The following is a 23,017-nucleotide window of genomic DNA, read 5'->3' on the forward strand; positions in this document are numbered from 1 at the left end:
GAAAAGGAAGGGCCACAATTACCAAGAAGAGTAAATCGGCTGCTTTGGATTCGTGCCCGCAACGCAGAGGGGTCTGTACGCGCGTTTACACCACCACGCCCAAAAAGCCGAATTCCGCCATGCGGAAGGTTGCCCGGGTGCGGCTTACCAACGGTAAGGAGGTCAACGCATACATCCCCGGCGAAGGTCACAACCTCCAGGAGCACTCGATAGTATTGGTTAGAGGCGGACGTGTGAAGGACTTACCGGGTGTCAGATACCATATTGTGCGCGGGGCATTGGATACCGCCGGCGTAGCCGGACGGACCCAGCGCCGGAGCAAGTATGGAGCCAAACGCCCCAAAAAGTAATTCACCACATTAATCAGAAGCAATGAGAAAAAGACAGGCAAAAAAAAGACCGCTGTTGCCAGACCCGAGGTATAACGACCAGCTGGTGACGCGTTTTGTGAATATGATGATGTGGGACGGGAAGAAATCCGTCGCATTCCGGATTTTCTACGACGCCATGGATATCGTCGAGGAAAAGAAGACGGACGAAGAGAAAAATGCCCTGGAGCTCTGGAAGGAAGCCCTTTCCAATATTATGCCCCACGTGGAAGTGCGCAGCCGTCGTGTCGGTGGTGCCACTTTCCAGATCCCGATGCAGATCCGCCCGGATCGCAAGATTTCCACCGCGATGAAATGGCTGATCAGCTTTTCGCGGAAACGGAACGAAAAATCCATGGCCCAGAAACTGGCTGCCGAGGTGCTTGCTGCGGCGAAGGAAGAGGGCGCGGCCGTTAAAAAGCGCGTGGATACGCACAAAATGGCCGAAGCGAATAAAGCATTTTCTCACTTTAGATTCTAAAGATAATGGCGAGAGACTTAAAATTTACAAGGAATATTGGTATTGCGGCTCACATCGATGCCGGGAAAACCACCACGACGGAACGCATCCTCTTTTACACAGGCGTAAGCCACAAGATCGGGGAGGTTCACGACGGGGCGGCTACCATGGACTGGATGGAGCAGGAGCAGGAGCGAGGGATTACAATTACCTCCGCGGCTACCACCTGTACCTGGCAGTTCCCGCTCGAAAACGGGCAGCCGACCGACAATACCAAGCCTTACCACTTTAATATCATCGACACCCCCGGCCACGTGGACTTTACCGTGGAGGTAAACCGTTCCCTGCGGGTGCTCGACGGACTGGTATTCCTCTTTAGTGCCGTGGACGGCGTGGAACCCCAGTCTGAGACCAACTGGCGTCTGGCGGACAACTACAAGGTACCGCGGATGGGGTTTGTCAACAAAATGGACCGCCAGGGTTCCAATTTCCTGGCTGTATGCCAGCAGGTGCGCGACATGCTGAAATCCAATGCCGTGCCCATCGTATTGCCTATCGGGGACGAGGCGGATTTCCGGGGGATTGTGGACCTGGTGAAAAACCGCGCCATCATCTGGAGCGAGGAAAACATGGGGTCTACCTTCGAGGAGATCGACATTCCCGCCGATATGGAGGAGGAAGTGAAAAAATACCGCGCCGAGCTGATTGAGGCCGTTGCGGAATACGACGAAAATCTGATGGAGAAGTTCTTTGAGGACGAGGATTCCATCACGGAAGCGGAAGTTCACGCCGCCCTTCGGGCTGCGGTGATGGACATGAGCATCATCCCGATGATCTGTGGCTCCGCCTTCAAGAATAAAGGAGTTCAGTTTTTGCTGGACGCCGTGTGCCGCTACCTGCCTTCGCCCCTGGACAAGGATGCGATTGAAGGAGTGAACCCCGATACGGAAGAGCCGGCCAAACGGAAGCCGGATCCTACCGCGCCTTTCTCGGCCCTGGCATTTAAAATTGCCACGGACCCGTTTGTGGGCCGCCTGGCATTCTTCCGCTGCTATTCCGGGAAACTGGATGCGGGCTCCTATGTACTGAACACGCGTTCGGGTAACAAGGAGCGGATCTCGCGGATCTATCAAATGCACTCCAACAAACAAAATGCCATCGAATCGATTGCGGCCGGGGATATCGGCGCAGCAGTTGGGTTCAAGGATATTAAAACGGGTGATACCCTCTGCGACGAGAAGCACCCGATCGTGCTGGAAAGCATGAATTTCCCCGATCCGGTAATCGGTATCGCCGTGGAGCCCAAAACCAAGGCCGACGTAGACAAGCTCGGGATGGCCCTCGCCAAGCTGGCGGAGGAAGACCCGACTTTCCAGGTCAAGACGGACGAGGCGAGCGGACAGACCATTATCTCGGGTATGGGCGAGCTGCACCTGGACATTATCGTCGACCGGCTCCGCAGGGAGTTCAAGGTGGAGGTAAACCAGGGTCAGCCGCAGGTAGAATACAAGGAAGCCCTTACCCAGGAAGCCAACCACCGGGAAGTTTACAAGAAGCAGACGGGTGGACGCGGTAAGTTTGCCGATATCGTCTTCACGATGGCCCCGGCCGACAGTGAGGAGGACCAGGGCCTGACCTTTGTCAACGAGATCAAGGGGGGTAACATCCCTAAGGAATATATCCCTTCCGTCGAAAAAGGCTTCAAGGAAGCCATGAAAAACGGGCCGCTGGCCGGTTTTGAAATGGACAGTATGAAGATCACCCTCAAGGACGGTTCCTTCCACCCGGTGGATTCGGATTCCCTCTCCTTTGAGCTGGCTGCCAAGCTCGGCTACAAGGCCGCTGCCAAGGCGTGCCGTCCGATCATCATGGAGCCGATCATGAAGCTGGAGGTGCTCACCCCGGAAGAGAATATGGGGGACATTGTAGGAGACCTGAACCGCCGTCGCGGACAGGTGAACAACATGTCCGACCGCGCCGGATCCAAAGTGATCAAGGCCGATGTGCCGTTGTCCGAGATGTTCGGATACGTCACCTCGCTGCGGACCCTTTCCTCGGGCCGTGCAACTTCGACCATGGAATTCTCCCACTACGCGGAGACCCCGTCGAACATTGCCGAAGAAGTGATTAAAGCAACCAAAGGTGTAACCGCCTAATTCCGGAAGTGATGAGTCAGAAAATCAGAATCAAATTGAAATCATACGATCACAACCTGGTAGACAAGTCTGCCGAGAAGATCGTCAAGACGGTCAAGACGACCGGAGCGGTGGTTACCGGACCCATTCCGTTGCCGACGCATAAGAAGATATTCACCGTGTTGCGTTCGCCCCACGTGAATAAAAAATCCCGGGAGCAGTTCCAGCTGAGTTCGTACAAGCGGCTGCTGGATATTTACAGCTCCTCCTCCAAGACCATCGATGCCCTGATGAAGCTTGAGCTTCCCAGCGGGGTCGAGGTGGAGATCAAGGTCTGACGCTGTCAGGCAAACCGGTTGCCAGGCCCGGGAGGGTGGTGGCAGCCCATTGAAAAGCCGGGGGGTGCGTCCTCCCACGACATGTCCGGAGCTGTAAGCGAAGGAAAAACGGAAACAAAAATACATTCGGGGTCGGATTATTTTTGGCCCTGTTTTTTTGTCGGAAAGTTGAGAATGAATTTGTAAATCAGTAATAACCGGGAGGATGGCCCGGTTCGGGTCCCCTCAGGGGCCGGAATCCAAGGCCAGAGCCCCAACTTAAATCAATTAAGTATGTCTGGGTTAATCGGAAGAAAAGTCGGCATGACCAGCATCTTTGACGAGAATGGGAAGAATATCCCCTGTACCGTCATCGAAGCGGGACCCTGTGTCGTCACCCAAGTCAGAACCGAGGAAGTAGACGGGTACAATGCCCTTCAGCTCGGTTTCGATGACAAGGCAGACAAGCGTGCCAACAAGGCCGAGAACGGCCATTTCAAGAAGGCAGGCACTGCGCCTAAAAAGAAGGTTGTCGAATTCCGCTATTTCGAAGAGGGAGCTTTCAAACTGGGGGACACCATTAATGTTGAATTGTTTAAGGAAGGCGAGTTTGTGGACGTCAACGGTATCTCCAAGGGAAAAGGTTTCCAGGGAGTGGTAAAACGCCACGGATTCGGCGGTGTCGGCCAGTCTACGCACGGTCAGCACAACCGCCTGCGGGCTCCGGGTTCCATCGGGGCTGCATCGGACCCTTCGCGCGTATTCAAAGGTATGAAGATGGCCGGGCAGATGGGCAACCAGCGCGTCACCGTCCAGAACCTCCGCGTGCTGAAAGTCGTCCCGGAAAAGAACCTCCTGGTACTCAAGGGAGCGGTTCCGGGCCATAAGAACGCATACATAACCATCGAGAAGTAATGAAGGTAGCAGTTTTAGATATCAAGGGAAAAGAGACCGGGCGCAAAGCGGAGCTTGCGGACGACGTCTTCAAGATAGAACCGAACGAGCACGCCATTTACCTGGATGTGAAGCAGTACCTGGCCCACCAGCGGCAGGGTACCCACAAGGCCAAGGAACGCGCTGAGATTGCAGGGAGTACCCGCAAGATCAAGAAACAAAAAGGTACGGGTACCGCCCGGGCGGGCAGCATCAAGTCGCCCATCTTCCGCGGGGGTGGCCGGATCTTCGGGCCGCGTCCCAAGGACTACACCCAGAAGCTCAATAAGAACGTAAAGCGGCTGGCTCGCAAGTCGGCCCTGAGCCTCAAAAGCCAGGCCAACGCCATCACCGTGGTGGAAGACTTTTCATTCGATACGCCGAAGACGCGGGACTTTATCGACGTACTGAAGGCCCTCGGGCTGGAGGACAAAAAGTCCCTGATAGTGTTGGGTGAACAAAATAATAGCGTATATTTGTCGTCGCGTAATTTTAAGGGTGCTGAAGTTGTAACTAACACTGAATTAAGCACTTACAAAATTATGAACGCCAACAATGTCGTCCTGACCGAAGGAGCTCTGGAAGGAATTGCGGCAAATTTAAATAAGTAGGAAATCATGAGTGTGTTGATTAAGCCGATCATTACCGAAAAAATGACCTCCGACAGCGAGTTGTACAACCGCTACGGGTTTATCGTAAACCCGGCGGCCAACAAGCTGCAGATCAAGGATGCCGTGGAGGCAGCCTATGGGGTTACCGTCAAGAAGGTTCGCACCATGAACTACGGCCCTTCCCGCAAGACCCGCTACACCAAGACCGGTGTTCAGCAGGGCAAGACCAATGCCTATAAGAAGGCCATTGTGGATGTGGAAGATGGTGACGTAATAGATTTTTACAGTAATCTCTAAAGACACGGCATGTCAGTTAGAAAGTTAAAACCGATCACTCCCGGACAGCGTTTCAAGATAGTAAATGGCTTTGACGCCCTTACTTCCGATTCGCCGGAGAAGAGCCTGCTCGCCCCGATTAAAAAGTCGGGCGGCCGGAACAGTCGAGGAAAGATGACCATGCGCTACAAAGGCGGTGGGCACAAGAGAAGGTACCGTGTAATCGACTTCAAACGCGACAAACAGGATGTTGCCGCCGAAGTAAAGTCGATTCAGTACGACCCGAACCGTTCTGCATTTATCGCCCTGGTGGAATACACCGACGGCGAAAAGCGTTACGTGATTGCCCAGAATGGCATGCAGGTAGGGCAAAAGATCCGCTCAGGTGCCGGTTCGGCTCCTGAAATCGGGAATGCCATGCCCCTGGCTGAGGTTCCCCTGGGTACCATTATCTCCTGCATCGAGCTGCGCCCCGGACAGGGAGCGGTGATGGCGCGGAGTGCCGGGACCTTTGCCCAGCTGATGGCCCGTGAAGGCAAGTATGCCACCATCAAGCTGCCTTCCGGCGAAACCCGGATGATCCTGGCCAACTGCCTGGCAACCATCGGCGCCGTGTCCAATTCGGACCACCAGCTGCTCGTTTCCGGTAAGGCCGGCCGCAGTCGTTGGCTCGGACGCCGTCCCCGGACCCGTCCGGTAGCTATGAACCCGGTGGATCACCCGATGGGTGGTGGGGAAGGCCGTGCATCCGGAGGCCACCCGAGGTCGCGTAACGGCGTACCTGCCAAAGGGTACCGCACCCGTTCCCGGACCAAGGACAGCAACCGGTATATTGTAGAACGCAGAAAGAAATAAAACAGTAAGAAATGGCACGTTCCCTAAAAAAAGGACCATACGTTCATTACAGCCTGGATAAAAAGGTTCAGCAAAACGTGGATTCCGGCAAGAAGACCGTAATCAAGACCTGGTCGCGGGCTTCGATGATCACCCCGGATTTCGTGGGGCAGACCATCGCCGTACACAACGGCCGGCAATTCGTCCCGGTATATGTCACCGAGAACATGGTAGGACACAAACTGGGTGAATTTTCTCCCACGCGTTCCTTCCGGGGGCATGCCGGAGCAAAAAATAAAGGTAAAAAATAAGCGCTATGGGTGTTCGTAAAAAACAGATGGCCGAGAGGATCAAAGAGGAGAAAAAACACTTGGCATTCGCCAAGCTGAACAACTGCCCGACCTCTCCCCGCAAGATGCGTCTGGTCGCCGACCAGGTGAGGGGCGAAGAAGTTGAGAAGGCCCTGGCAATCCTGCGCTACAGTACCAAGGAGGCCTCCCGGCGGCTCGAGAAGCTGCTGCTTTCGGCCATTGCCAACTGGCAGGCTAAAAACGAGGATGCGGATATCGAGAACGCAGACCTTTTTGTACAGGAAATCCGCGTAGACGGCGGCCGCATGCTCAAGCGCCTGCGCCCCGCCCCGCAAGGACGCGCACACAGAATCAGAAAGCGTTCCAACCATGTGACTTTGGTATTGGGAGCCAGAAATAACGCAGAAAGCTAGCATAAGATAGTATGGGACAAAAAACGAATCCGATAGGGAATCGCCTGGGAATCATCCGGGGCTGGGAATCCAACTGGTACGGAGGTAACGACTACGGCGATAAACTGGCCGAGGACGATAAAATCCGCAAGTATATCCACGCCCGTCTGGCAAAAGCCAGTGTTTCCCGCGTCATCATCGAGCGGACCCTGAAGCTGATCACCGTTACCATTACCACTGCCCGCCCGGGTATCATCATCGGGAAAGGCGGCCAGGAAGTGGACAAACTGAAGGAGGAGCTCAAAAAGATCACCGACAAGGAGGTACAGATCAATATTTTTGAGATCAAGCGCCCCGAACTGGACGCGAATTTGGTTGCCGCGAGCATTGCCCGGCAGATCGAGAGTCGTATTTCCTATCGCCGTGCGATCAAGATGGCTATCGCCGCTGCCATGCGGATGAATGCCGAAGGGATCAAGATCCAGATTTCCGGCCGCCTGAACGGCGCCGAAATGGCCCGGAGCGAAAGTTATAAGGACGGTCGTATCCCGTTGTCCACCTTCCGTGCGGACATCGACTACGCCCTGCACGAAGCGCACACCACCTACGGCCGGCTGGGCGTGAAGGTGTGGATCATGAAGGGAGAAGTATACGGCAAGCGCGAGTTGTCGCCCCTGGTAGGTATGTCCAAAGGAGGCAGCAAGTCCGGAAAACAGGACGGCAAGAAGCGTCGCAGAAAATAAATAAAGAAGCTTAAAGAACATGTTACAGCCAAAAAGAACCAAGTTTCGGAAGGCCCAGAAAGGCCGAATGAAAGGTATATCGCAGCGGGGCCACCAGCTCTCCAATGGGATGTTCGGGATCAAATCCCTGGATTCCAGCTTTATTACCTCCCGGCAAATTGAGGCGGCGCGTATTGCAGCCACCCGTTACATGAAGCGCCAGGGACAACTCTGGATTAAAATATTCCCGGACAAGCCCATCACCAAGAAACCCCTCGAGGTTCGGATGGGTAAAGGTAAGGGAGCCCCGGAATACTGGGTAGCGGTTGTGAAACCGGGCCGGATCATGTTCGAAGTAGCCGGTGTGCCGATCGATGTCGCCCAGGAAGCTTTGCGCCTGGCCGCCCAGAAACTGCCGGTGAAGACAAAATTTATAGTGGCCAGGGATTACGATCCCTCTTAATTGGACCGAATCATGAAACAAGCAGAGATAAAAGAGCTGTCCGTAGAGGAGCTGAAAGAGAAGATGGCCGATTTCAAGAAGCAGTACGACGAACTGAAAATGGCACACGCCGTTACGCCGCTTGAGAATCCGCTTCAGATCAAAACGGCCCGGAGGACCGTTGCGCGACTGGCGACTGAATTAACAAAAAGGGAAAACCAATAATTGGTGTTGCTTTATGGAAAATAGAAATCTTAGAAAAGAACGTATTGGCGTGGTGACCAGCAACCGGATGGAGAAGTCCATCGTGGTTTCCGAGGTCAAGCGGGTAAAGCACCCGATGTACGGGAAGTTCGTACTGCGGACAAAAAAATATGTAGCCCACGACGAAAGCAACGATTGCAACATCGGCGATACCGTGAAGATCATGGAAACCCGCCCGCTTAGCAAGACCAAGTGTTGGAGACTCGTAGAAATCCTTGAAAGAGCCAAATAATTATGTTACAGCAGGAATCAAGACTCAAAGTAGCAGATAACACCGGGGCCAAAGAAGTATTGACCATCCGCGTGTTGGGAGGTACCAAAAGGCGGTACGCCTCCCTGGGCGACAAAATCGTGGTAACCGTCAAGGAGGCGACTCCCAACGGAACCATCAAAAAAGGAGCTGTTTCAACGGCCGTGGTCGTTCGTACGACCAAGGAAGTTCGTCGCCCGGACGGATCCTACATCCGTTTCGACGACAACGCCTGTGTGCTGCTGAACCCCACCGGGGAGATGCGGGGCACCCGCGTGTTCGGGCCGGTGGCGCGGGAACTGCGTGACAGACAATTTATGAAAATCGTTTCCTTGGCCCCCGAGGTACTCTAAATAAGACAACGAGATGAAGTTCAAGATCAAATCAGGTGATACCGTTCGCGTAATTGCCGGCGACCACAAAGGGAGCGAAGGCAAGGTGGTGCGCATTATCCGCGAGAAGAACAAAGCGATCGTGGAAGGCGTGAACACGGTGTCCAAACACGAGAAGCCGAGTGCCAGCAACCCCCAGGGAGGGATTGTGGAAAAGGAAGCGCCCATCCATATTTCCAACCTGTCGCTGATCGACGCCAAATCCGGGGATACCACCCGGGTAGGCTATGAAATGCGCGACGGGAGCAAGGTACGGGTGGCGAAAAAATCCAATGAAGTTATTTAGTTATGGCCTACGTACCAAGATTAAAACAGGAATATAAAGAGCGCGTGATCAAGGCGCTCGAGGAAGAGTTCGGGTACAAGAACATCATGGAAGTTCCCAGGCTCCAGAAGATTGTCGTTAGCCGTGGCGTCGGAGCCGCAGTTGCCGATAAGAAGCTGATCGACCACGCCGTGGACGAACTCACGATGATCACGGGTCAGAAAGCCGTTTCCACCGTCTCTAAAAAGGACGTTGCGGCCTTTAAGCTGCGGAAGGGCATGCCCATCGGGGCCAAGGTTACCCTCCGGGGCGAGCGGATGTACGAGTTCCTCGACCGGCTGGTAACTACCGCGCTGCCCCGGGTACGCGATTTCCAGGGGATCCGCGCCACCGGCTTTGACGGTCGCGGGAATTACAACCTGGGGATTACCGAGCAGATCATCTTCCCGGAGATCAACATCGACAAGATCAACCGAATCAACGGGATGGACATCACCTTTGTGACTTCGGCACAAACGGACAAGGAAGCGAAATCACTGTTAAGCGAATTGGGGTTACCCTTTAAAAAGAACTAGTATGGCTAAAGAATCAATGAAAGCCCGCGAACGCAAAAGGGCGAAACTGGCAGCAAAATACGCCGAGAAGCGCAAGGCCCTGAAAGAGGCCGGCGACTACGAAGCGCTGCAAAAGCTTCCCCGCAATGCCTCTCCGGTTCGCCAGCACAACCGCTGCAAGCTTACCGGACGCCCCAGGGGATATATGCGGACTTTCGGGATTTCCCGGGTCATGTTCCGCGAAATGGCAAACCAGGGACTGATCCCCGGAGTCAAAAAGGCCAGTTGGTAACCGATATAATACAGGAAAGAAGATGTTTACAGATCCTATCTCAGATTATTTGACCCGCATCCGGAACGCGAGCCGTGCCGGACACCGCGTGGTGGAGATCCCCGCTTCCAACTTAAAACGGGAGATCACCAAGATCCTGTTCGACCAGGGGTACATCCTGAGCTACAAGTTCGAGGAGAACAACACCCAGGGAACCATCAAGATCGCCCTGAAATACGACAAGGTGACCAAGGAGCCGGTAATCCGGAAAATCCAACGTATGTCCAAGCCGGGACTGCGGAAGTACGCCGGCAGTGGCGAATTGCCGCGGGTACTGAATGGCCTGGGGATTGCCATTGTCTCTACCTCCCACGGGGTAATGACCAGCAAGCAGGCCCAGCAGGAAAACGTCGGCGGCGAAGTGCTGTGCTACGTTTATTAATAGAATTATAAAGATTAAGAAGCATGTCTAGAATAGGTTTAAGCCCGATTCCGATCCCGGAGGGAGCCACTGTGGAAGTTTCCGGCAACGTGGTGACCGTCAAAGGCAAACTGGGGGAACTCACCCAGGAATTCAGCAACGTCGGGGTGAAGGTAGAAGATGGCGAGGTAATCGTATCCCGCCCGGAGAACTTTACCAAGGACGACAAGGCCAAACACGGTCTCTACCGCGCGCTGATCAACAACATGCTCCAGGGTGTTACCAAAGGGTGGACCAAGGAGCTGGAGCTGGTGGGGGTTGGATACCGCGCCAGCAACCAGGGCCAGAAACTCGACCTCGCCCTCGGGTTTTCTCACAATATCGTGATGGACCTGGCGCCGGAGGTCAAGATTGAGACTACTTCGGAAAAAGGGAAGAACCCGACCATCAAGCTCACCTCCCACGACAAACAACTCGTCGGGCAGGTAGCTGCCAAGATCCGCTCCTTCCGCAAGCCGGAGCCCTACAAAGGCAAAGGGGTGAAGTTCAAAGGCGAGCAACTGAGAAGAAAAGCAGGTAAATCAGCATAATCCAACGAACTATGGGACTATCTAAGTCTGAAAAGAGAAACAAGATCAGAAGGCGCATCCGCAAGGTGTCCTTCGGTACCGCAGAGCGCCCGCGCCTTTCGGTATTCCGGAGCAACAAGGAGATCTATGCCCAGGTGATCGACGATACCACTGGCAAAACGCTGGTTGCCGCTTCGTCCAGGGATAAGGAACTGGCCAAAGCCAAAGGCACCAAATCTGAAATCGCCGCCGCTGTCGGCAAAAGCCTGGCCGAAAGAGCCAGGGAAGCTGGTGTCGAGAAAGTGGCCTTCGACCGTGGGGGATATCAGTATCACGGCCGGGTGAAGTCCCTGGCTGAAGGAGCCAGAGAAGGCGGATTAAAATTTTAATACAAGTCTATGTACGGGAAATACAAAAATGTGGAAACGGTTAAGCCGGGCGGTCTGGAACTGAAAGACCGGCTGGTTGGAGTACAACGGGTTACCAAGGTAACCAAAGGTGGACGGGCCTTCGGCTTTTCTGCAATTGTCGTGGTCGGTGACGAAAACGGCGTAGTGGGCCACGGGCTTGGCAAATCCAAGGAGGTGGCCACGGCCATCGCCAAAGCAGTGGAGGATGCCAAGAAGAACCTGATCCGTATCCCCCTGAACAAGGGAACCCTTCCGCATGAGCAGAAAGGCAAATACGGGGGCGCCCGGGTCTATATCCAGCCTGCTTCCCACGGTACCGGTGTGATTGCCGGGGGTGCGGTACGCGCCGTACTCGAAGCCGTAGGCGTACAGGACGTACTGTCGAAGTCCCAGGGGTCTTCCAACCCGCACAACGTGGTGAAGGCGACATTCGACGCCCTGCTGCAATTGCGGGACGCGAATACCGTTGCCAAGCAGCGCGGCATTTCCCTGGAGAAAGTATTCAACGGATAAGGAGCAGACAGATGGCTAAGATCAAAGTACGACAAGTAAAGAGCAGCATCAAGCGTCCTCAGGACCAGAAACGGACCCTGGAGGCCCTTGGGCTGAGAGGTATCGGGCAGGAAGTGGAGCACACCACCTCCCCGAGCATCCTCGGAATGATTGAAAAAGTAAAACACCTGGTTTCTACAGAAGAAGCTTAAAAGAAAGGGAGTATGGATTTAGGGAATTTAAAACCTGCAAAAGGATCTGTTCACAAGGGCGGCAAGACCGTTGGTCGCGGCCAGGGTTCCGGTAAGGGCGGTACAGCCACCCGGGGCCACAAAGGGGCCAAGTCCCGTTCCGGCTATTCCAAGAAGATCGGGTTCGAAGGCGGGCAGATGCCGCTTCAGCGCCGTGTGCCCAAGTTCGGTTTCACCAATATGAACCGCGTGGAATACCGCGGCATCAACCTGGACACCCTCCAGGAATTGGCGGACAGCGGTACGATCAAAAAGGAAGTCAATGTGGATAACCTCGTTGAGCTTCGCCTGGCGCACAAAAACGACCTGGTGAAAATTATGGGTCGGGGCGAATTGAAGGCCCCCCTGAAAATCACTGCTCATAAATTTACGGCCAGTGCCAAAGCGGCCATCGAGGCTGCCGGCGGTGAGGCAATAAGTTTATAAGCGAGCCAGATATGAAGAAATTTTTTGAGATCATAACGAATATCTGGAAGATCGAAGAGCTCAGGTCCCGTATCCTGATTACGCTCGGTCTGCTGCTGGTGTATCGTTTCGGGGCCCAGGTGGTGCTCCCCGGGATCGACACCTCCCAGCTGGCCGAACTGTCGTCGAATACGGAGCAGGGCATCCTCGGTATCCTGAATGCATTTACCGGCGGGGCCTTTGCCAACGCCTCGGTTTTTGCCTTGGGGATTATGCCGTATATCTCGGCTTCCATCGTGGTGCAGCTCATGGGGATCGCGATTCCCTACCTGCAGAAACTCGATAAGGAAGGCGAAAGCGGCCGGAAGACCAAAAACCAGATAACCCGATGGCTCACCATCGCCATCTGTATTATCCAGGCACCGACCTACCTCTATAGCCTCGGGGCCCTGGGGGTTCCGGACAGCGCATTCCTGCTGGGCAAAGGCCTCAGCTTTATGGTGCCTTCCGTGGTTATCCTGGTAACCGGTTGCGTCTTTGCCATGTGGCTGGGTGAAAAGATTACCGACAAGGGAATCGGCAACGGGATTTCCCTGCTGATCATGATCGGGATCATCGCCACGCTGCCGCAGGCCTTCCTGCAGGAATCGGCCTCCCGCCTTAACGGCAACGGCGGCCCGATGCTGATCCTGGTGGAACTGATCCTCTGGTTTGTGGTGATCCTCGCCAGCGTGCTGCTGGTGATGGCGACCCGCCGCATCCCGGTGCAGTACGCCCGCCGATCCGCCTCCGGGGGATATGAAAAAAACGTTATGGGCTCCCGTCAGTATATCCCGCTGAAGCTGAATGCTTCCGGGGTGATGCCCATCATTTTTGCGCAGGCGATTATGTTTGCGCCCGGTTTGATCGGAAGCACGTTTAACGAAACAGCTGTTGGACAGTGGATGGAAGTGAACTTCCAGGACATTTTCGGATTGTATTACAATATCCTGTTTGCCCTGCTGATCATCATCTTTACGTATTTCTATACCGCAATCACGGTCCCGACCAATAAAATGGCCGACGACCTGAAACGCAGCGGCGGCTTTATCCCGGGCATCCGCCCCGGAAAGGAAACCGCCGATTTCCTGGACAAGGTGATGTCGCTCATCACGCTGCCCGGCTCGGTATTCCTGGCCCTGCTGGCCGTATTGCCGGCGGTGGTGGTGAAGCTGATGGATATGCAGGCCGGTTGGGCGCTGTTCTACGGCGGCACCTCCCTGCTCATCATGGTCGGGGTGGCTATCGATACGGTGCAACAGGTAAATTCCTACCTGCTCAACCGCCATTACGACGGCCTGATGAAAACAGGTAAGAACAGAAAAGTAGCATAATATATGGCCAAGCAAGCTCCGATAGAACAAGACGGATCGATAATAGAAGCGCTTTCCAACGCCATGTTCCGCGTGGAATTGGAGAACGGTCACGTGGTGACGGCTCATATTTCGGGCAAGATGCGTATGCACTACATCAAATTGCTGCCCGGGGACAAGGTAAAGCTTGAGATGAGCCCCTACGACCTGACCAAAGCCAGAATCACATACAGATACTAAAGAAACGGACAAGATGAAAGTAAGAGCATCCATAAAGAAACGCAGCGCCGAATGCAAGATCGTACGGCGCAAAGGGCGACTGTACGTAATCAACAAGAAGAATCCTAGATTTAAACAAAGACAAGGGTAACTATGGCTAGAATCGCAGGGGTAGACATCCCAAAACAAAAGAGAGGCGTGATTGCCCTTACCTACATTTTCGGTATTGGCAAAAGCAGGGCAAAGGAAATCCTCGAGAAAGCCAAGGTGGACGAGGATACCAAGGTCTCCGACTGGAGCGACGACGAGATCGGTCGCATCCGGGAAGCTGTAGGTGAATTTACCATTGAAGGGGAACTCCGTTCCGAGACGCAGATCAACATCAAGCGTCTCATGGATATCGGATGTTATCGCGGCATTCGCCACCGGTCGGGACTGCCGCTCCGGGGCCAGCGTACCAAGAACAACTCGCGTACCCGTAAAGGAAAGCGTAAAACCGTAGCCAACAAGAAGAAAGCTACCAAGTAATAGCAGATTATGGCAAAGACAGGATCAAAGGGCGCTAAGGCGGCCAAGTCGACCAAGAAACGCAAGGTGGCGGTTGAATCCACCGGAGAGGCCCATATCACGGCTTCTTTTAACAACATCATCATCTCCCTGACCAACAAGAAAGGGGATGTGATTTCCTGGGCGTCTGCCGGGAAGATGGGATTCCGCGGCTCCAAGAAAAACACGCCTTATGCGGCCCAGGTGGCTGCCGAGGAGTGTGTCAAGACGGCCCACGAAGCCGGCCTGCGCAAGGTCAAGGTATACGTGAAGGGGCCGGGTAACGGACGGGAGTCTGCCATCCGGACCATCCACAACAACGGCATCGAGGTAACCGAAATCATCGATGTGACCCCGCTGCCGCACAACGGGTGCCGCCCGCCCAAGCGACGCAGAGTCTGATACGAGCAAGAAACACCAATAATTAATTTTTCACTGGGGGTGTTGTTACGGTTATCGAAGGATTAAGCCTTAATTCATAACCACATCCTCAAAATTTCTGAAAATGGCAAGATATACAGGACCAAAATCAAAAATAGCCCGCAAATTCGGCGAGGCTATCTTCGGAGACGACAAGGCCTTCGAGAAAAAGAATTACCCTCCGGGGCAACACGGGAACAACCGCCGTCGCGGTAAGAAGTCGGAATACGCAATCCAGCTGATGGAGAAGCAGAAGGCCAAGTACACCTACGGCATCCTGGAACGCCAGTTCCGGAATCTGTTCGCCCAGGCCAACCGGAGCAAAGGTGTTACCGGTGAGGTTCTCCTGCAGCTCTGCGAGTCCCGACTGGACAATGTCGTCTACCGTATGGGTATCGCCCCCTCCAGGAGGGCAGCCCGGCAATTGGTTTCCCACCGGCACATTACCGTTAACGGGGAACTGGTGAACATTCCTTCTTACTCCCTGAGTGCCGGCGACGTGGTTGGGGTCCGCGAAAAATCCAAATCCCTCCAGGCCATCGAGGATTCCCTGTCCAACCACAGCAATGTGTACGAGTGGATCAGCTGGAATTCCGATAAGAAGGAGGGTACGTTCGTCGCTGTTCCGGAACGTCTCCAGATCCCGGAGAATATCAAGGAACAGCTGATCGTCGAGTTATACTCTAAATAAAAACCACACAGATCCGATTATGGCATTATTTAATTTTCAGAAGCCCGATAAAGTTATCATGATAGACTCGACCGACTTCGAGGGGAAGTTTGAATTCCGCCCCCTGGAGCCCGGTTATGGTCTGACTGTCGGGAATGCGCTCAGGAGGGTGCTGCTCGCCTCCCTGGAAGGTTTTGCGATCACTTCGGTGCGCATCGACAAGGTGGAGCACGAATTTTCGGTGATTGAAGGGGTTGTGGAAGATGTAACCGAGATCATCCTGAACCTGAAGCAGATCCGCTTCAAGCGTCAGATCGACGACGTCAACGAGGAAACTGTCTCAATTTCCGTCAGCGGAAAGGAACAACTGACCGCAGGGGATTTCCAAAAATTCATTTCCGGATTCCAGGTGCTGAACCCGGACCTGGTTATCTGCAACATGGACCCGAAGGTGAGTATCAACATGGAAATCATCATCGAAAAGGGTCGCGGATATGTTCCCGCCGAGGAGAACAAGAAATCGAATGCGCCGCTGGGAAGCATTGCCGTGGACTCGATTTTTACCCCGGTCCGGAATGTGAAATACAGTATTGAGAACTACCGGGTGGAGCAGAAGACCGACTACGAGAAGCTGGTCTTCGAAATCCTGACGGACGGTTCCATCCACCCCAAGGACGCGCTCACCGAAGCCGCCAAGGTGCTGATCCACCATTTTATGCTCTTCTCCGACGAGCGGATCACCCTGGAAGCCGACGAGATTGCGCAGACGGAAACCTACGACGAGGAATCCCTGCACATGCGGCAATTGCTGAAGACCAAGCTGGTGGACATGGACCTGAGCGTCCGGGCGCTGAATTGCCTGAAAGCCGCCGAGGTGGATACCCTTGGAGACCTGGTGTCCTTCAACAAGAACGACCTGATGAAGTTCCGCAACTTCGGAAAGAAGTCACTGACCGAACTCGAGGAACTGGTTATCAACAAAGGGTTGAACTTTGGCATGGACCTGTCAAAATATAAATTGGATAAGGATTAAGCAGGCAGCGTTCCGCGCCGCCAGCGAAACTATTGATAGAAGATGAGACACGGAAAGAAAATCAACCACCTGGGAAGGAAAACAGCGCACCGCAAGGCGATGCTGGCCAATATGGCATGTTCCCTGATCGAACATAAGCGCATCAACACCACGGTTGCTAAGGCCAAGGCGCTCAAGCAGTTCATCGAACCGCTGATCACCAAGTCCAAAGCCGAAAACAACCAGTCTGCCGAACTCGGTACGCACAACCGTCGGATCGCCTTCCGCTACCTGCGCAGCAAGGAGGCCGTATCCGAACTGTTCAGCTCGGTAGCCGAAAAGGTCGGTGACCGCCCGGGCGGATACACCCGCATCATCAAGCTGGGAAACCGGTTGGGTGACAATGCCGACATGGCGATGATTGAGCTGGTGGATTTCAACGAGCTCTACAACGCGGATAAGCCGAAGAAGAAGTCTACGCGCCGCAGCCGCCGATCCAAATCCAAGGGGTCTGCCGCCGCCACAGAGGCACCGGCAGCCGGGCAGGCGCCCGCTGAAGAGCAGGTAGCCGAAGCCAAGGAGGAGAAGGCCCCCGAGGCTCAGGAAGCCAAAGCCGCCGAGGCCAAGGAGGAGAAGGCCGCCGAGGCTCAGGAAGCCAAAGCCGCCGATGAGCCGGCTGAGGCTCCGGAGAAGGAAGCGGAAGACCAAAAAAAAGCCGATGATTCCAAGGAATAAGCGGTACTTTTTAAAAGTTTTAAACCAAAAAGGGATAGTCTTCACAGGCTGTCCCTTTTTTTATGTTATTTTGTCTAACACCTATAATTCACGGAAGTATCTATGAAGTATCAGTCCAAGCGAAAAGCACTGATTTTGCTAGCCGACGGCACCGTATTTTACGGAAAGGCGGTAGGCGACAAAGAGGGAACCGCCTTTGGCGAAGTGTGTTTTAACACGGGAACCACGGGGTATCAGGAAATTTTCACCGATCCGTCCTACTTCGGGCAGCTTATGGTGACTACCAATGCGCATATCGGGAACTACGGTGCCCGGGAGGAGGAAGTGGAATCCGACGGGGTAAAGATTGCCGGGTTGATTTGCAAGAATTTCTCCTATAGTTACAGCCGGCCGGATGCAGATTACAGTTTGCAGGAATTTCTGGACAAGAATGGCCTGTTTTCCATCTCGGACGTGGATACCCGCGCCCTGGTGAGCTATATCCGGGACAACGGCGCTATGAATGCCGTGATTTCCACCCGCGTGGATGAGCTGGACGCCCTCAGGGAGGAGCTCGCAAAAGTGCCCAGCATGGAAGGCCTGGAACTGGCCTCTTCGGTTTCTACCCGGGAACCCTATTTTGTCGGTGAAGCGGATGCGGAGATCCGGATAGCCGCCCTGGATATCGGCATCAAAAAGAACATCCTGCGCAACCTCGCCAAACGCGGGGCTTACATCCAGGTATTTCCGCACGATACCACTTATGAAACCATGGAAGCCTGGAGCCCGGACGGGTATTTTATTTCCAACGGCCCCGGGGACCCCCAGCCATTGAAGGCGGCTGTGGAACTGGCCAAAAAGATCATCGCCGCGGACAAACCGCTCTTCGGTATATGCCTGGGGCACCAGGTGATTGCCCTGGCCAATGGGGTAAGCACTTACAAGATGCACCACGGGCACCGGGGGATCAACCACCCGGTAATCAACCTGCAGACCGGCAAGGGGGAGATCACCTCCCAGAATCACGGATTTGCCGTAAACCGCCAGGAGACCGAGTCGCACCCGGACCTGGAGATCACCCATCTCCACCTGAATGACGACACGGTGGCAGGAATAAGGATGAAGGACAAGAACGTATTCTCCGTACAGTACCACCCGGAGGCGAGTCCGGGCCCGCACGATGCGGAATACCTCTTTGACCAGTTCTTCGAAACCATCCGGAAAACCACAACAAAAACAACGGCTGTTTAAGATATTGTTACGCCGGCATCAATAGCCCGGGTACCCGGGCCGGGTCACCGCTGCGTTTCGTATCTTTGCAACCGGAATCAACCGAATAAATCGACAACCTTATGAGTATCATTATCGACGTTCACGCACGACAAATCCTCGATTCGCGGGGCAACCCCACCGTGGAGGTGGACGTAGTGACCGAAAACGGCGTCCTGGGCAGGGCGGCCGTCCCTTCCGGGGCATCCACAGGCGAACACGAGGCCGTGGAATTGCGCGACGGGGGAAAGACATATATGGGCAAGGGCGTGAGCCAGGCCGTAAAGAACGTAAACACGGAAATCGCCGAAAAAGTCCGCGGCATGCTGGTGTATGAGCAAAACAAGATCGACCAGGCGATGATTGAACTGGACGGCACCCCGAATAAGGGAAGGCTGGGCGCCAACGCGATCCTGGGGGTTTCCCTGGCCGTGGCCAAGGCAGCCGCCAATGAAATGGGCCAGTCCCTGTACCGCTATGTGGGCGGGGTAAGCGCCAATACGCTGCCGGTTCCCATGATGAACATCATCAACGGGGGGTCTCACTCGGATGCACCGATCGCCTTCCAGGAATTCATGGTCATGCCGGTCAAGGCCAAAAACTTTACCCATGCCATGCAAATGGGGACTGAAATCTTCCACAACCTGAAGAAGGTCCTCCACGATCGCAACCTGAGCACCGCTGTGGGGGATGAGGGCGGATTTGCCCCGACCCTGGACGGAACGGAGGACGCCCTGGATACCATCGCGAAGGCTGTGGAACAGGCCGGGTATAAAATGGGGGACGAGGTAATGATCGCCCTGGATTGTGCCGCGGCTGAATTTTTTGTCGACGGCAAATACGACTACACGAAATTCGAAGGGGACAGCGGGGCCGTGCGCACTTCCGCCGAACAGGCCCAGTACCTGGCGGACCTGTGTGCCAAATACCCGATTATCTCGATTGAGGACGGGATGGACGAGAACGACTGGGAAGGCTGGAAAATGCTCACCGATAAAGTCGGCGATACCGTTCAGCTCGTCGGGGACGATTTGTTCGTCACCAATGTGGAGCGCCTCTCCCGCGGGATCGACGAGGGGATTGCCAATTCGATCCTCATCAAGGTAAACCAAATCGGTACCCTGAGCGAAACCATCGATGCGGTGAACATGGCCAAGAACGCCGGGTATACCTCGGTGATGTCCCACCGCAGCGGGGAAACCGAAGACAACACGATTGCCGACCTGGCCGTGGCCCTGAATACCGGGCAGATCAAAACCGGTTCGGCTTCCCGGAGCGACCGGATGGCCAAGTACAACCAGCTCCTCCGCATCGAGGAGGAACTCGGGAGTGTGGCCTATTACCCGGGGTCGGATGCCTTTAAGGTAAGGTCCTGACCCGGTTGAAATACAGATAAGTCAAGGGCCCGGTACAGATATCGCGGCCCTTTTTTGATGAATAAGGAGCGCCGGTTGCGGATGGCAGAAGCGCCGGTTGCGGAAAGCAGGAGTAACAAAAGGATGAACCGATTTTTATTTGTCGCAGCCGAGAATGACGGGATACCCGCCTGCAAAGCCGGTGGGATGGGCGATGTGGTCCGGGATGTGCCGCGGCAACTGGCTGTCCGGGGCGATGAGGTACACGTTGTGGTGCCCGCCTACGGCCGGCTGCATCGGGACGGGGTTCTCTTGCGTGAATTCCAGGTCCCCCTCGGTGGACGCCGCTACGACCTTTCGCTTTACCGAGTGCCGGGAAAAAAAGAACTGCCGGGTATTGCGCATTACGCCCTGCACCACCCGGAAATAACCTCCGGGGATATTGCCCACCTCTATCACAACGACCCGGAGGAACCTTTTTATACGGACTTCATCAAGTTTGCGATTTTTTGCACCGGGGTGGCAGGGGCCATCCGGGAAGGGGCATTTGGCCAACTGGATGTGGTCCACCTGCACGACTGGCATGCAAGCCTGCTGTTATACCTCAGGGAGTACCACCCGGAATTCCGGGAGCTGGCGGATATCCGCTTTGTCTACACCATCCACAACCTCGCCATACAGGGGATTCGACCCTTTTCGGGAAACCCGTCCTCCCTGGAAGCCTGGTTTCCCGGGGTCCCGTACGGGGAAGAACAGCTGAGCGATGCCCGCTACCCCGACTGTATCAATCTGATGGCCATCGGCATCCGCCTGGCAGATGCCGTCCACACGGTTTCGCCATCCTATATGGAAGACATCCAGAAGCCGAGTTCCCCGCCTGAGTTTATCGGGGGTGAAGGCCTAGAAGCCGACCTGGTCACCGCCAGGAAGGAGCAGCGGCTTTTCGGGATCCTGAACGGCTGCAATTACGATAGTATCCGCACGGCGGAGCGCGGGCGGTTGTTCCCGAATACCATCCGGGCGCTCTTTGGCTGGCTCCAGGAGGAGTCCAAGAAATACAAGGCGGACTTCCTGGCCCATACGGGTGAGAAGGTGGTGCGATGGATGGATGCCCCCCCGGCGTTTATTTGTTCGAGCGTCGCCAGGCTTACAGAGCAAAAATTCTATTTTTTTAAACGGCACCCGGAGTGTCTTGAAAACCTGTTGGGCCGATTGGCGGCCGACAACGGGGTTTTTGTGCTGCTGGGCACCGGCGACCCCGTTTACGAGGAACTCTTTCGGGAAATGAGCTATCGACACCCGAACTTTATTTTTACCAATGGGCAGTCCGAGGACCTGATCGATTCGATTTACCTGGAATCCGACCTCTACCTGATGCCCAGTCTTTTTGAACCTTGCGGGATCAGCCAGATGCTGTCCATGCGGAACGGCAACCCCGTGCTGGCCCATGCCACGGGAGGCCTGCGTGATACGATCCGGCACCAGGAGACAGGTTTCCTCTTTGACGGGGAGTCTATTGCCGAAAAAGTGTCCAACCTGGAGGCGGTTTTCAACGAGGTCCTTGACCTCTGCCAGCAGGACCCGGCAGCCTGGGAAGCCATCCGGGAGAACGCCCGGGGGGTCCGCTTTACCTGGGCGGAATCCGTGGACGCCTACTACCGGAGTCTTTACCAAATCCGGGCGCCTCGAAAAAGGCCCCGAAAGACCCGTTAAGAATAGCATAAAACGGCGCTTCCGGATTGTTAAAAAGAGGGCTTTTTCGTAGTTTTACAGGACCTGCATACATAAATTTTAAACCGAACAAATGTCAGACAAAGCGAGTATTTCAATCCATGGGAAATCGTATGAATTTCCGGTGGTGGAAGGCACGGAAAATGAAGTAGCCATCGATATAAAAACCCTTCGGGCGGCCACGGGGATCATCACCCTGGATCCGGGATTCAAGAATACCGGATCCTGCGAAAGCGCCATCACCTTCCTGGACGGGGAAAAAGGCGTGTTGCGCTACCGGGGGTATTCCATTGAAGAGCTCGCCGAGAAAGCCGATTTCCTGGAGGTTGCCTATCTGCTAATTTTCGGGGAACTTCCCAACAAGGAGGAGCTGGAAAAGTTCCACAAGGACATCAAGGCGGAATCCCACGTGGACGAGGAGATGAAGAAAATCCTCGACGGGTTTCCGAAGTCCGCCCACCCGATGGGGGTAATTTCCTCCCTGACCAGCGCCCTGATCGCTTTTAACCCGTCGTCTGTCAACGTTTCGTCCAAGGAGGATATGTACCATGCCATTGTCCGCCTGTTGGCAAAGTTTCCGGTACTGGTGGCCTGGACGCACCGGAAAAAAATGGGACTTCCCCTGGATTACGGGGACGATTCCCTGGGGTACGTGGAGAACATCCACAAGATGATGTTCAAGCGGCCCAACCAGGAATACAAAAGGAATGAGGTGGTCATCGAAGCCCTGGACAAGCTGTTGATCCTCCATGCGGACCACGAACAAAATTGCTCGACTTCCACGGTGCGGATTGTGGGGTCATCCCACGCCGGGCTGTTTGCGTCCATATCTGCCGGGATTTCCGCCCTCTGGGGTCCGTTGCACGGAGGTGCCAACCAGGCGGTCCTGGAGATGCTTCAGGCAATCGAAGCCGACGGAGGGGATACCAAACGCTACATGGCCAAGGCCAAGGACAAGAAGGACCCGTTCCGCCTGATGGGCTTCGGCCACCGGGTATACAAGAATTTCGACCCGCGGGCCCGGATCATCAAGAAAGCGGCCGATGAGGTACTCAGCGACCTGGGGATCGAAGACCCGATCCTGGATATCGCCAAAGGCCTGGAGAAAGAAGCCCTGGAGGACGATTACTTCGTAAAGCGGAAGCTCTACCCGAATGTAGACTTTTACTCGGGGATCATCTACCGGGCTTTAGGAATCCCCGTGGAGATGTTCACCGTGATGTTTGCACTCGGACGCCTCCCCGGCTGGATTGCCCAATGGCGGGAAATGCGCCTGAAGGGCGAGCCGATCGGACGCCCCCGCCAGGTGTATATCGGGGAGAACCAGCGGCCGTTCAAGGCGCTCGATAAACGCTAAACACAATAATATTCGAACCGGGGGGCC

General features: G+C 54.8%; 35 protein-coding genes and 1 pseudogene. All 36 read left to right on the forward strand.

The window, feature by feature from the left end:
- Window positions 1-350, forward strand: a 350-nt coding sequence (rpsL, locus tag AC3DKS_RS12220; protein ID WP_488072867.1) for a 30S ribosomal protein S12, incomplete at its 5' end; no start/stop codon positions are given.
- A gap of 22 nt (window positions 351-372) precedes the next feature.
- Window positions 373-849 carry a 30S ribosomal protein S7 gene (rpsG, locus tag AC3DKS_RS12225; RefSeq protein WP_041327032.1) on the forward strand — a complete coding sequence of 159 codons (477 nt, stop codon included), beginning with the start codon at window positions 373-375 and terminating at the stop codon, window positions 847-849.
- Between the two features lie 5 nt (window positions 850-854).
- Window positions 855-2,984 carry an elongation factor G gene (gene fusA / locus AC3DKS_RS12230; protein WP_015753951.1) on the forward strand — a complete coding sequence of 710 codons (2,130 nt, stop codon included), beginning with the start codon at window positions 855-857 and terminating at the stop codon, window positions 2,982-2,984.
- A gap of 11 nt (window positions 2,985-2,995) precedes the next feature.
- Window positions 2,996-3,301, forward strand: a complete 306-nt coding sequence (rpsJ, locus tag AC3DKS_RS12235) for a 30S ribosomal protein S10 (RefSeq protein WP_007094989.1) — start codon at window positions 2,996-2,998, stop codon at window positions 3,299-3,301.
- A gap of 273 nt (window positions 3,302-3,574) precedes the next feature.
- Window positions 3,575-4,195, forward strand: a complete 621-nt coding sequence (gene rplC, locus AC3DKS_RS12240; protein WP_041327033.1) for a 50S ribosomal protein L3 — start codon at window positions 3,575-3,577, stop codon at window positions 4,193-4,195.
- Window positions 4,195-4,824: a 50S ribosomal protein L4 gene (gene rplD, locus AC3DKS_RS12245; protein ID WP_015753953.1), complete on the forward strand. Its 630-nt coding sequence runs from the start codon at window positions 4,195-4,197 to the stop codon at window positions 4,822-4,824. Before rplC ends, rplD begins: the two co-directional genes overlap by 1 nt.
- A gap of 6 nt (window positions 4,825-4,830) precedes the next feature.
- The gene (gene rplW, locus AC3DKS_RS12250) at window positions 4,831-5,121 is read left to right on the forward strand and encodes a 50S ribosomal protein L23 (RefSeq protein WP_041327034.1); all 291 of its coding nucleotides are present in this window, start codon (window positions 4,831-4,833) and stop codon (window positions 5,119-5,121) included.
- A gap of 9 nt (window positions 5,122-5,130) precedes the next feature.
- Window positions 5,131-5,955 (forward strand): 50S ribosomal protein L2, encoded by an 825-nt coding sequence (rplB, locus tag AC3DKS_RS12255; RefSeq protein WP_015753955.1) that lies wholly within the window; start codon window positions 5,131-5,133, stop codon window positions 5,953-5,955.
- Window positions 5,956-5,966: 11 nt separating this feature from the next.
- Window positions 5,967-6,245, forward strand: a complete 279-nt coding sequence (rpsS, locus tag AC3DKS_RS12260; protein WP_015753956.1) for a 30S ribosomal protein S19 — start codon at window positions 5,967-5,969, stop codon at window positions 6,243-6,245.
- Between the two features lie 5 nt (window positions 6,246-6,250).
- Window positions 6,251-6,658: a 50S ribosomal protein L22 gene (gene rplV / locus AC3DKS_RS12265; protein ID WP_041327035.1), complete on the forward strand. Its 408-nt coding sequence runs from the start codon at window positions 6,251-6,253 to the stop codon at window positions 6,656-6,658.
- 11 nt (window positions 6,659-6,669) lie between these two features.
- Entirely contained in the window at window positions 6,670-7,380 is a 711-nt protein-coding gene (rpsC, locus tag AC3DKS_RS12270; RefSeq protein ID WP_015753958.1) for a 30S ribosomal protein S3, read from the forward strand.
- Between the two features lie 19 nt (window positions 7,381-7,399).
- Complete coding sequence (gene rplP / locus AC3DKS_RS12275) at window positions 7,400-7,822, forward strand: 50S ribosomal protein L16 (protein WP_041327036.1); 423 nt, start codon at window positions 7,400-7,402, stop codon at window positions 7,820-7,822.
- A 12-nt stretch (window positions 7,823-7,834) separates the two neighbouring features.
- A complete protein-coding gene (rpmC, locus tag AC3DKS_RS12280; RefSeq protein ID WP_041327564.1) occupies window positions 7,835-8,026 on the forward strand; it encodes a 50S ribosomal protein L29 in 192 nt (63 codons plus the stop codon).
- 13 nt (window positions 8,027-8,039) lie between these two features.
- Complete coding sequence (rpsQ, locus tag AC3DKS_RS12285; protein WP_041327038.1) at window positions 8,040-8,297, forward strand: 30S ribosomal protein S17; 258 nt, start codon at window positions 8,040-8,042, stop codon at window positions 8,295-8,297.
- A gap of 2 nt (window positions 8,298-8,299) precedes the next feature.
- Window positions 8,300-8,668 carry a 50S ribosomal protein L14 gene (gene rplN / locus AC3DKS_RS12290; RefSeq protein ID WP_015753962.1) on the forward strand — a complete coding sequence of 123 codons (369 nt, stop codon included), beginning with the start codon at window positions 8,300-8,302 and terminating at the stop codon, window positions 8,666-8,668.
- A 13-nt stretch (window positions 8,669-8,681) separates the two neighbouring features.
- The gene (gene rplX, locus AC3DKS_RS12295; protein ID WP_015753963.1) at window positions 8,682-8,993 is read left to right on the forward strand and encodes a 50S ribosomal protein L24; all 312 of its coding nucleotides are present in this window, start codon (window positions 8,682-8,684) and stop codon (window positions 8,991-8,993) included.
- A 2-nt stretch (window positions 8,994-8,995) separates the two neighbouring features.
- Window positions 8,996-9,547, forward strand: coding sequence for a 50S ribosomal protein L5 (gene rplE / locus AC3DKS_RS12300; protein WP_015753964.1), 552 nt, complete (start codon window positions 8,996-8,998; stop codon window positions 9,545-9,547).
- A 1-nt stretch (window position 9,548) separates the two neighbouring features.
- Entirely contained in the window at window positions 9,549-9,818 is a 270-nt protein-coding gene (gene rpsN, locus AC3DKS_RS12305; protein WP_041327039.1) for a 30S ribosomal protein S14, read from the forward strand.
- 22 nt (window positions 9,819-9,840) lie between these two features.
- Window positions 9,841-10,239: a 30S ribosomal protein S8 gene (rpsH, locus tag AC3DKS_RS12310; RefSeq protein WP_041327040.1), complete on the forward strand. Its 399-nt coding sequence runs from the start codon at window positions 9,841-9,843 to the stop codon at window positions 10,237-10,239.
- Between the two features lie 23 nt (window positions 10,240-10,262).
- Complete coding sequence (rplF, locus tag AC3DKS_RS12315) at window positions 10,263-10,808, forward strand: 50S ribosomal protein L6 (RefSeq protein WP_041327041.1); 546 nt, start codon at window positions 10,263-10,265, stop codon at window positions 10,806-10,808.
- An 11-nt stretch (window positions 10,809-10,819) separates the two neighbouring features.
- A complete protein-coding gene (gene rplR, locus AC3DKS_RS12320) occupies window positions 10,820-11,176 on the forward strand; it encodes a 50S ribosomal protein L18 (protein ID WP_041327042.1) in 357 nt (118 codons plus the stop codon).
- Between the two features lie 9 nt (window positions 11,177-11,185).
- Window positions 11,186-11,710, forward strand: a complete 525-nt coding sequence (gene rpsE / locus AC3DKS_RS12325; RefSeq protein WP_015753969.1) for a 30S ribosomal protein S5 — start codon at window positions 11,186-11,188, stop codon at window positions 11,708-11,710.
- Between the two features lie 11 nt (window positions 11,711-11,721).
- A complete protein-coding gene (rpmD, locus tag AC3DKS_RS12330) occupies window positions 11,722-11,901 on the forward strand; it encodes a 50S ribosomal protein L30 (RefSeq protein WP_015753970.1) in 180 nt (59 codons plus the stop codon).
- A gap of 12 nt (window positions 11,902-11,913) precedes the next feature.
- Window positions 11,914-12,366 carry a 50S ribosomal protein L15 gene (gene rplO, locus AC3DKS_RS12335; protein WP_015753971.1) on the forward strand — a complete coding sequence of 151 codons (453 nt, stop codon included), beginning with the start codon at window positions 11,914-11,916 and terminating at the stop codon, window positions 12,364-12,366.
- Between the two features lie 11 nt (window positions 12,367-12,377).
- Window positions 12,378-13,718, forward strand: coding sequence for a preprotein translocase subunit SecY (gene secY, locus AC3DKS_RS12340; RefSeq protein ID WP_015753972.1), 1,341 nt, complete (start codon window positions 12,378-12,380; stop codon window positions 13,716-13,718).
- Between the two features lie 3 nt (window positions 13,719-13,721).
- On the forward strand, window positions 13,722-13,937 hold the full coding sequence (gene infA / locus AC3DKS_RS12345) for a translation initiation factor IF-1 (RefSeq protein ID WP_015753973.1): 216 nt from the start codon (window positions 13,722-13,724) through the stop codon (window positions 13,935-13,937).
- Window positions 13,938-13,950: 13 nt separating this feature from the next.
- Window positions 13,951-14,067: a type B 50S ribosomal protein L36 gene (ykgO, locus tag AC3DKS_RS12350; protein ID WP_013621733.1), complete on the forward strand. Its 117-nt coding sequence runs from the start codon at window positions 13,951-13,953 to the stop codon at window positions 14,065-14,067.
- A 2-nt stretch (window positions 14,068-14,069) separates the two neighbouring features.
- Window positions 14,070-14,444 (forward strand): 30S ribosomal protein S13, encoded by a 375-nt coding sequence (rpsM, locus tag AC3DKS_RS12355; protein WP_015753974.1) that lies wholly within the window; start codon window positions 14,070-14,072, stop codon window positions 14,442-14,444.
- A gap of 9 nt (window positions 14,445-14,453) precedes the next feature.
- Complete coding sequence (gene rpsK, locus AC3DKS_RS12360) at window positions 14,454-14,864, forward strand: 30S ribosomal protein S11 (protein WP_015753975.1); 411 nt, start codon at window positions 14,454-14,456, stop codon at window positions 14,862-14,864.
- 103 nt (window positions 14,865-14,967) lie between these two features.
- Window positions 14,968-15,573: a 30S ribosomal protein S4 gene (gene rpsD, locus AC3DKS_RS12365; RefSeq protein ID WP_015753976.1), complete on the forward strand. Its 606-nt coding sequence runs from the start codon at window positions 14,968-14,970 to the stop codon at window positions 15,571-15,573.
- 19 nt (window positions 15,574-15,592) lie between these two features.
- Window positions 15,593-16,585, forward strand: coding sequence for a DNA-directed RNA polymerase subunit alpha (locus tag AC3DKS_RS12370; RefSeq protein WP_041327044.1), 993 nt, complete (start codon window positions 15,593-15,595; stop codon window positions 16,583-16,585).
- A gap of 42 nt (window positions 16,586-16,627) precedes the next feature.
- A pseudogene (gene rplQ / locus AC3DKS_RS12375) lies at window positions 16,628-17,170 on the forward strand (50S ribosomal protein L17); the annotation flags it as partial.
- A gap of 231 nt (window positions 17,171-17,401) precedes the next feature.
- Entirely contained in the window at window positions 17,402-18,529 is a 1,128-nt protein-coding gene (gene carA / locus AC3DKS_RS12380; protein WP_015753979.1) for a glutamine-hydrolyzing carbamoyl-phosphate synthase small subunit, read from the forward strand.
- A 101-nt stretch (window positions 18,530-18,630) separates the two neighbouring features.
- Window positions 18,631-19,923: a phosphopyruvate hydratase gene (gene eno, locus AC3DKS_RS12385; protein WP_272608264.1), complete on the forward strand. Its 1,293-nt coding sequence runs from the start codon at window positions 18,631-18,633 to the stop codon at window positions 19,921-19,923.
- Window positions 19,924-20,046: 123 nt separating this feature from the next.
- Window positions 20,047-21,615 carry a glycogen synthase gene (locus AC3DKS_RS12390; protein WP_272608266.1) on the forward strand — a complete coding sequence of 523 codons (1,569 nt, stop codon included), beginning with the start codon at window positions 20,047-20,049 and terminating at the stop codon, window positions 21,613-21,615.
- Between the two features lie 91 nt (window positions 21,616-21,706).
- The gene (locus AC3DKS_RS12395; protein WP_015753982.1) at window positions 21,707-22,990 is read left to right on the forward strand and encodes a citrate synthase; all 1,284 of its coding nucleotides are present in this window, start codon (window positions 21,707-21,709) and stop codon (window positions 22,988-22,990) included.
- Window positions 22,991-23,017 lie beyond the last annotated feature (27 nt).

The organism is Robiginitalea sp., assembly GCF_982776155.1.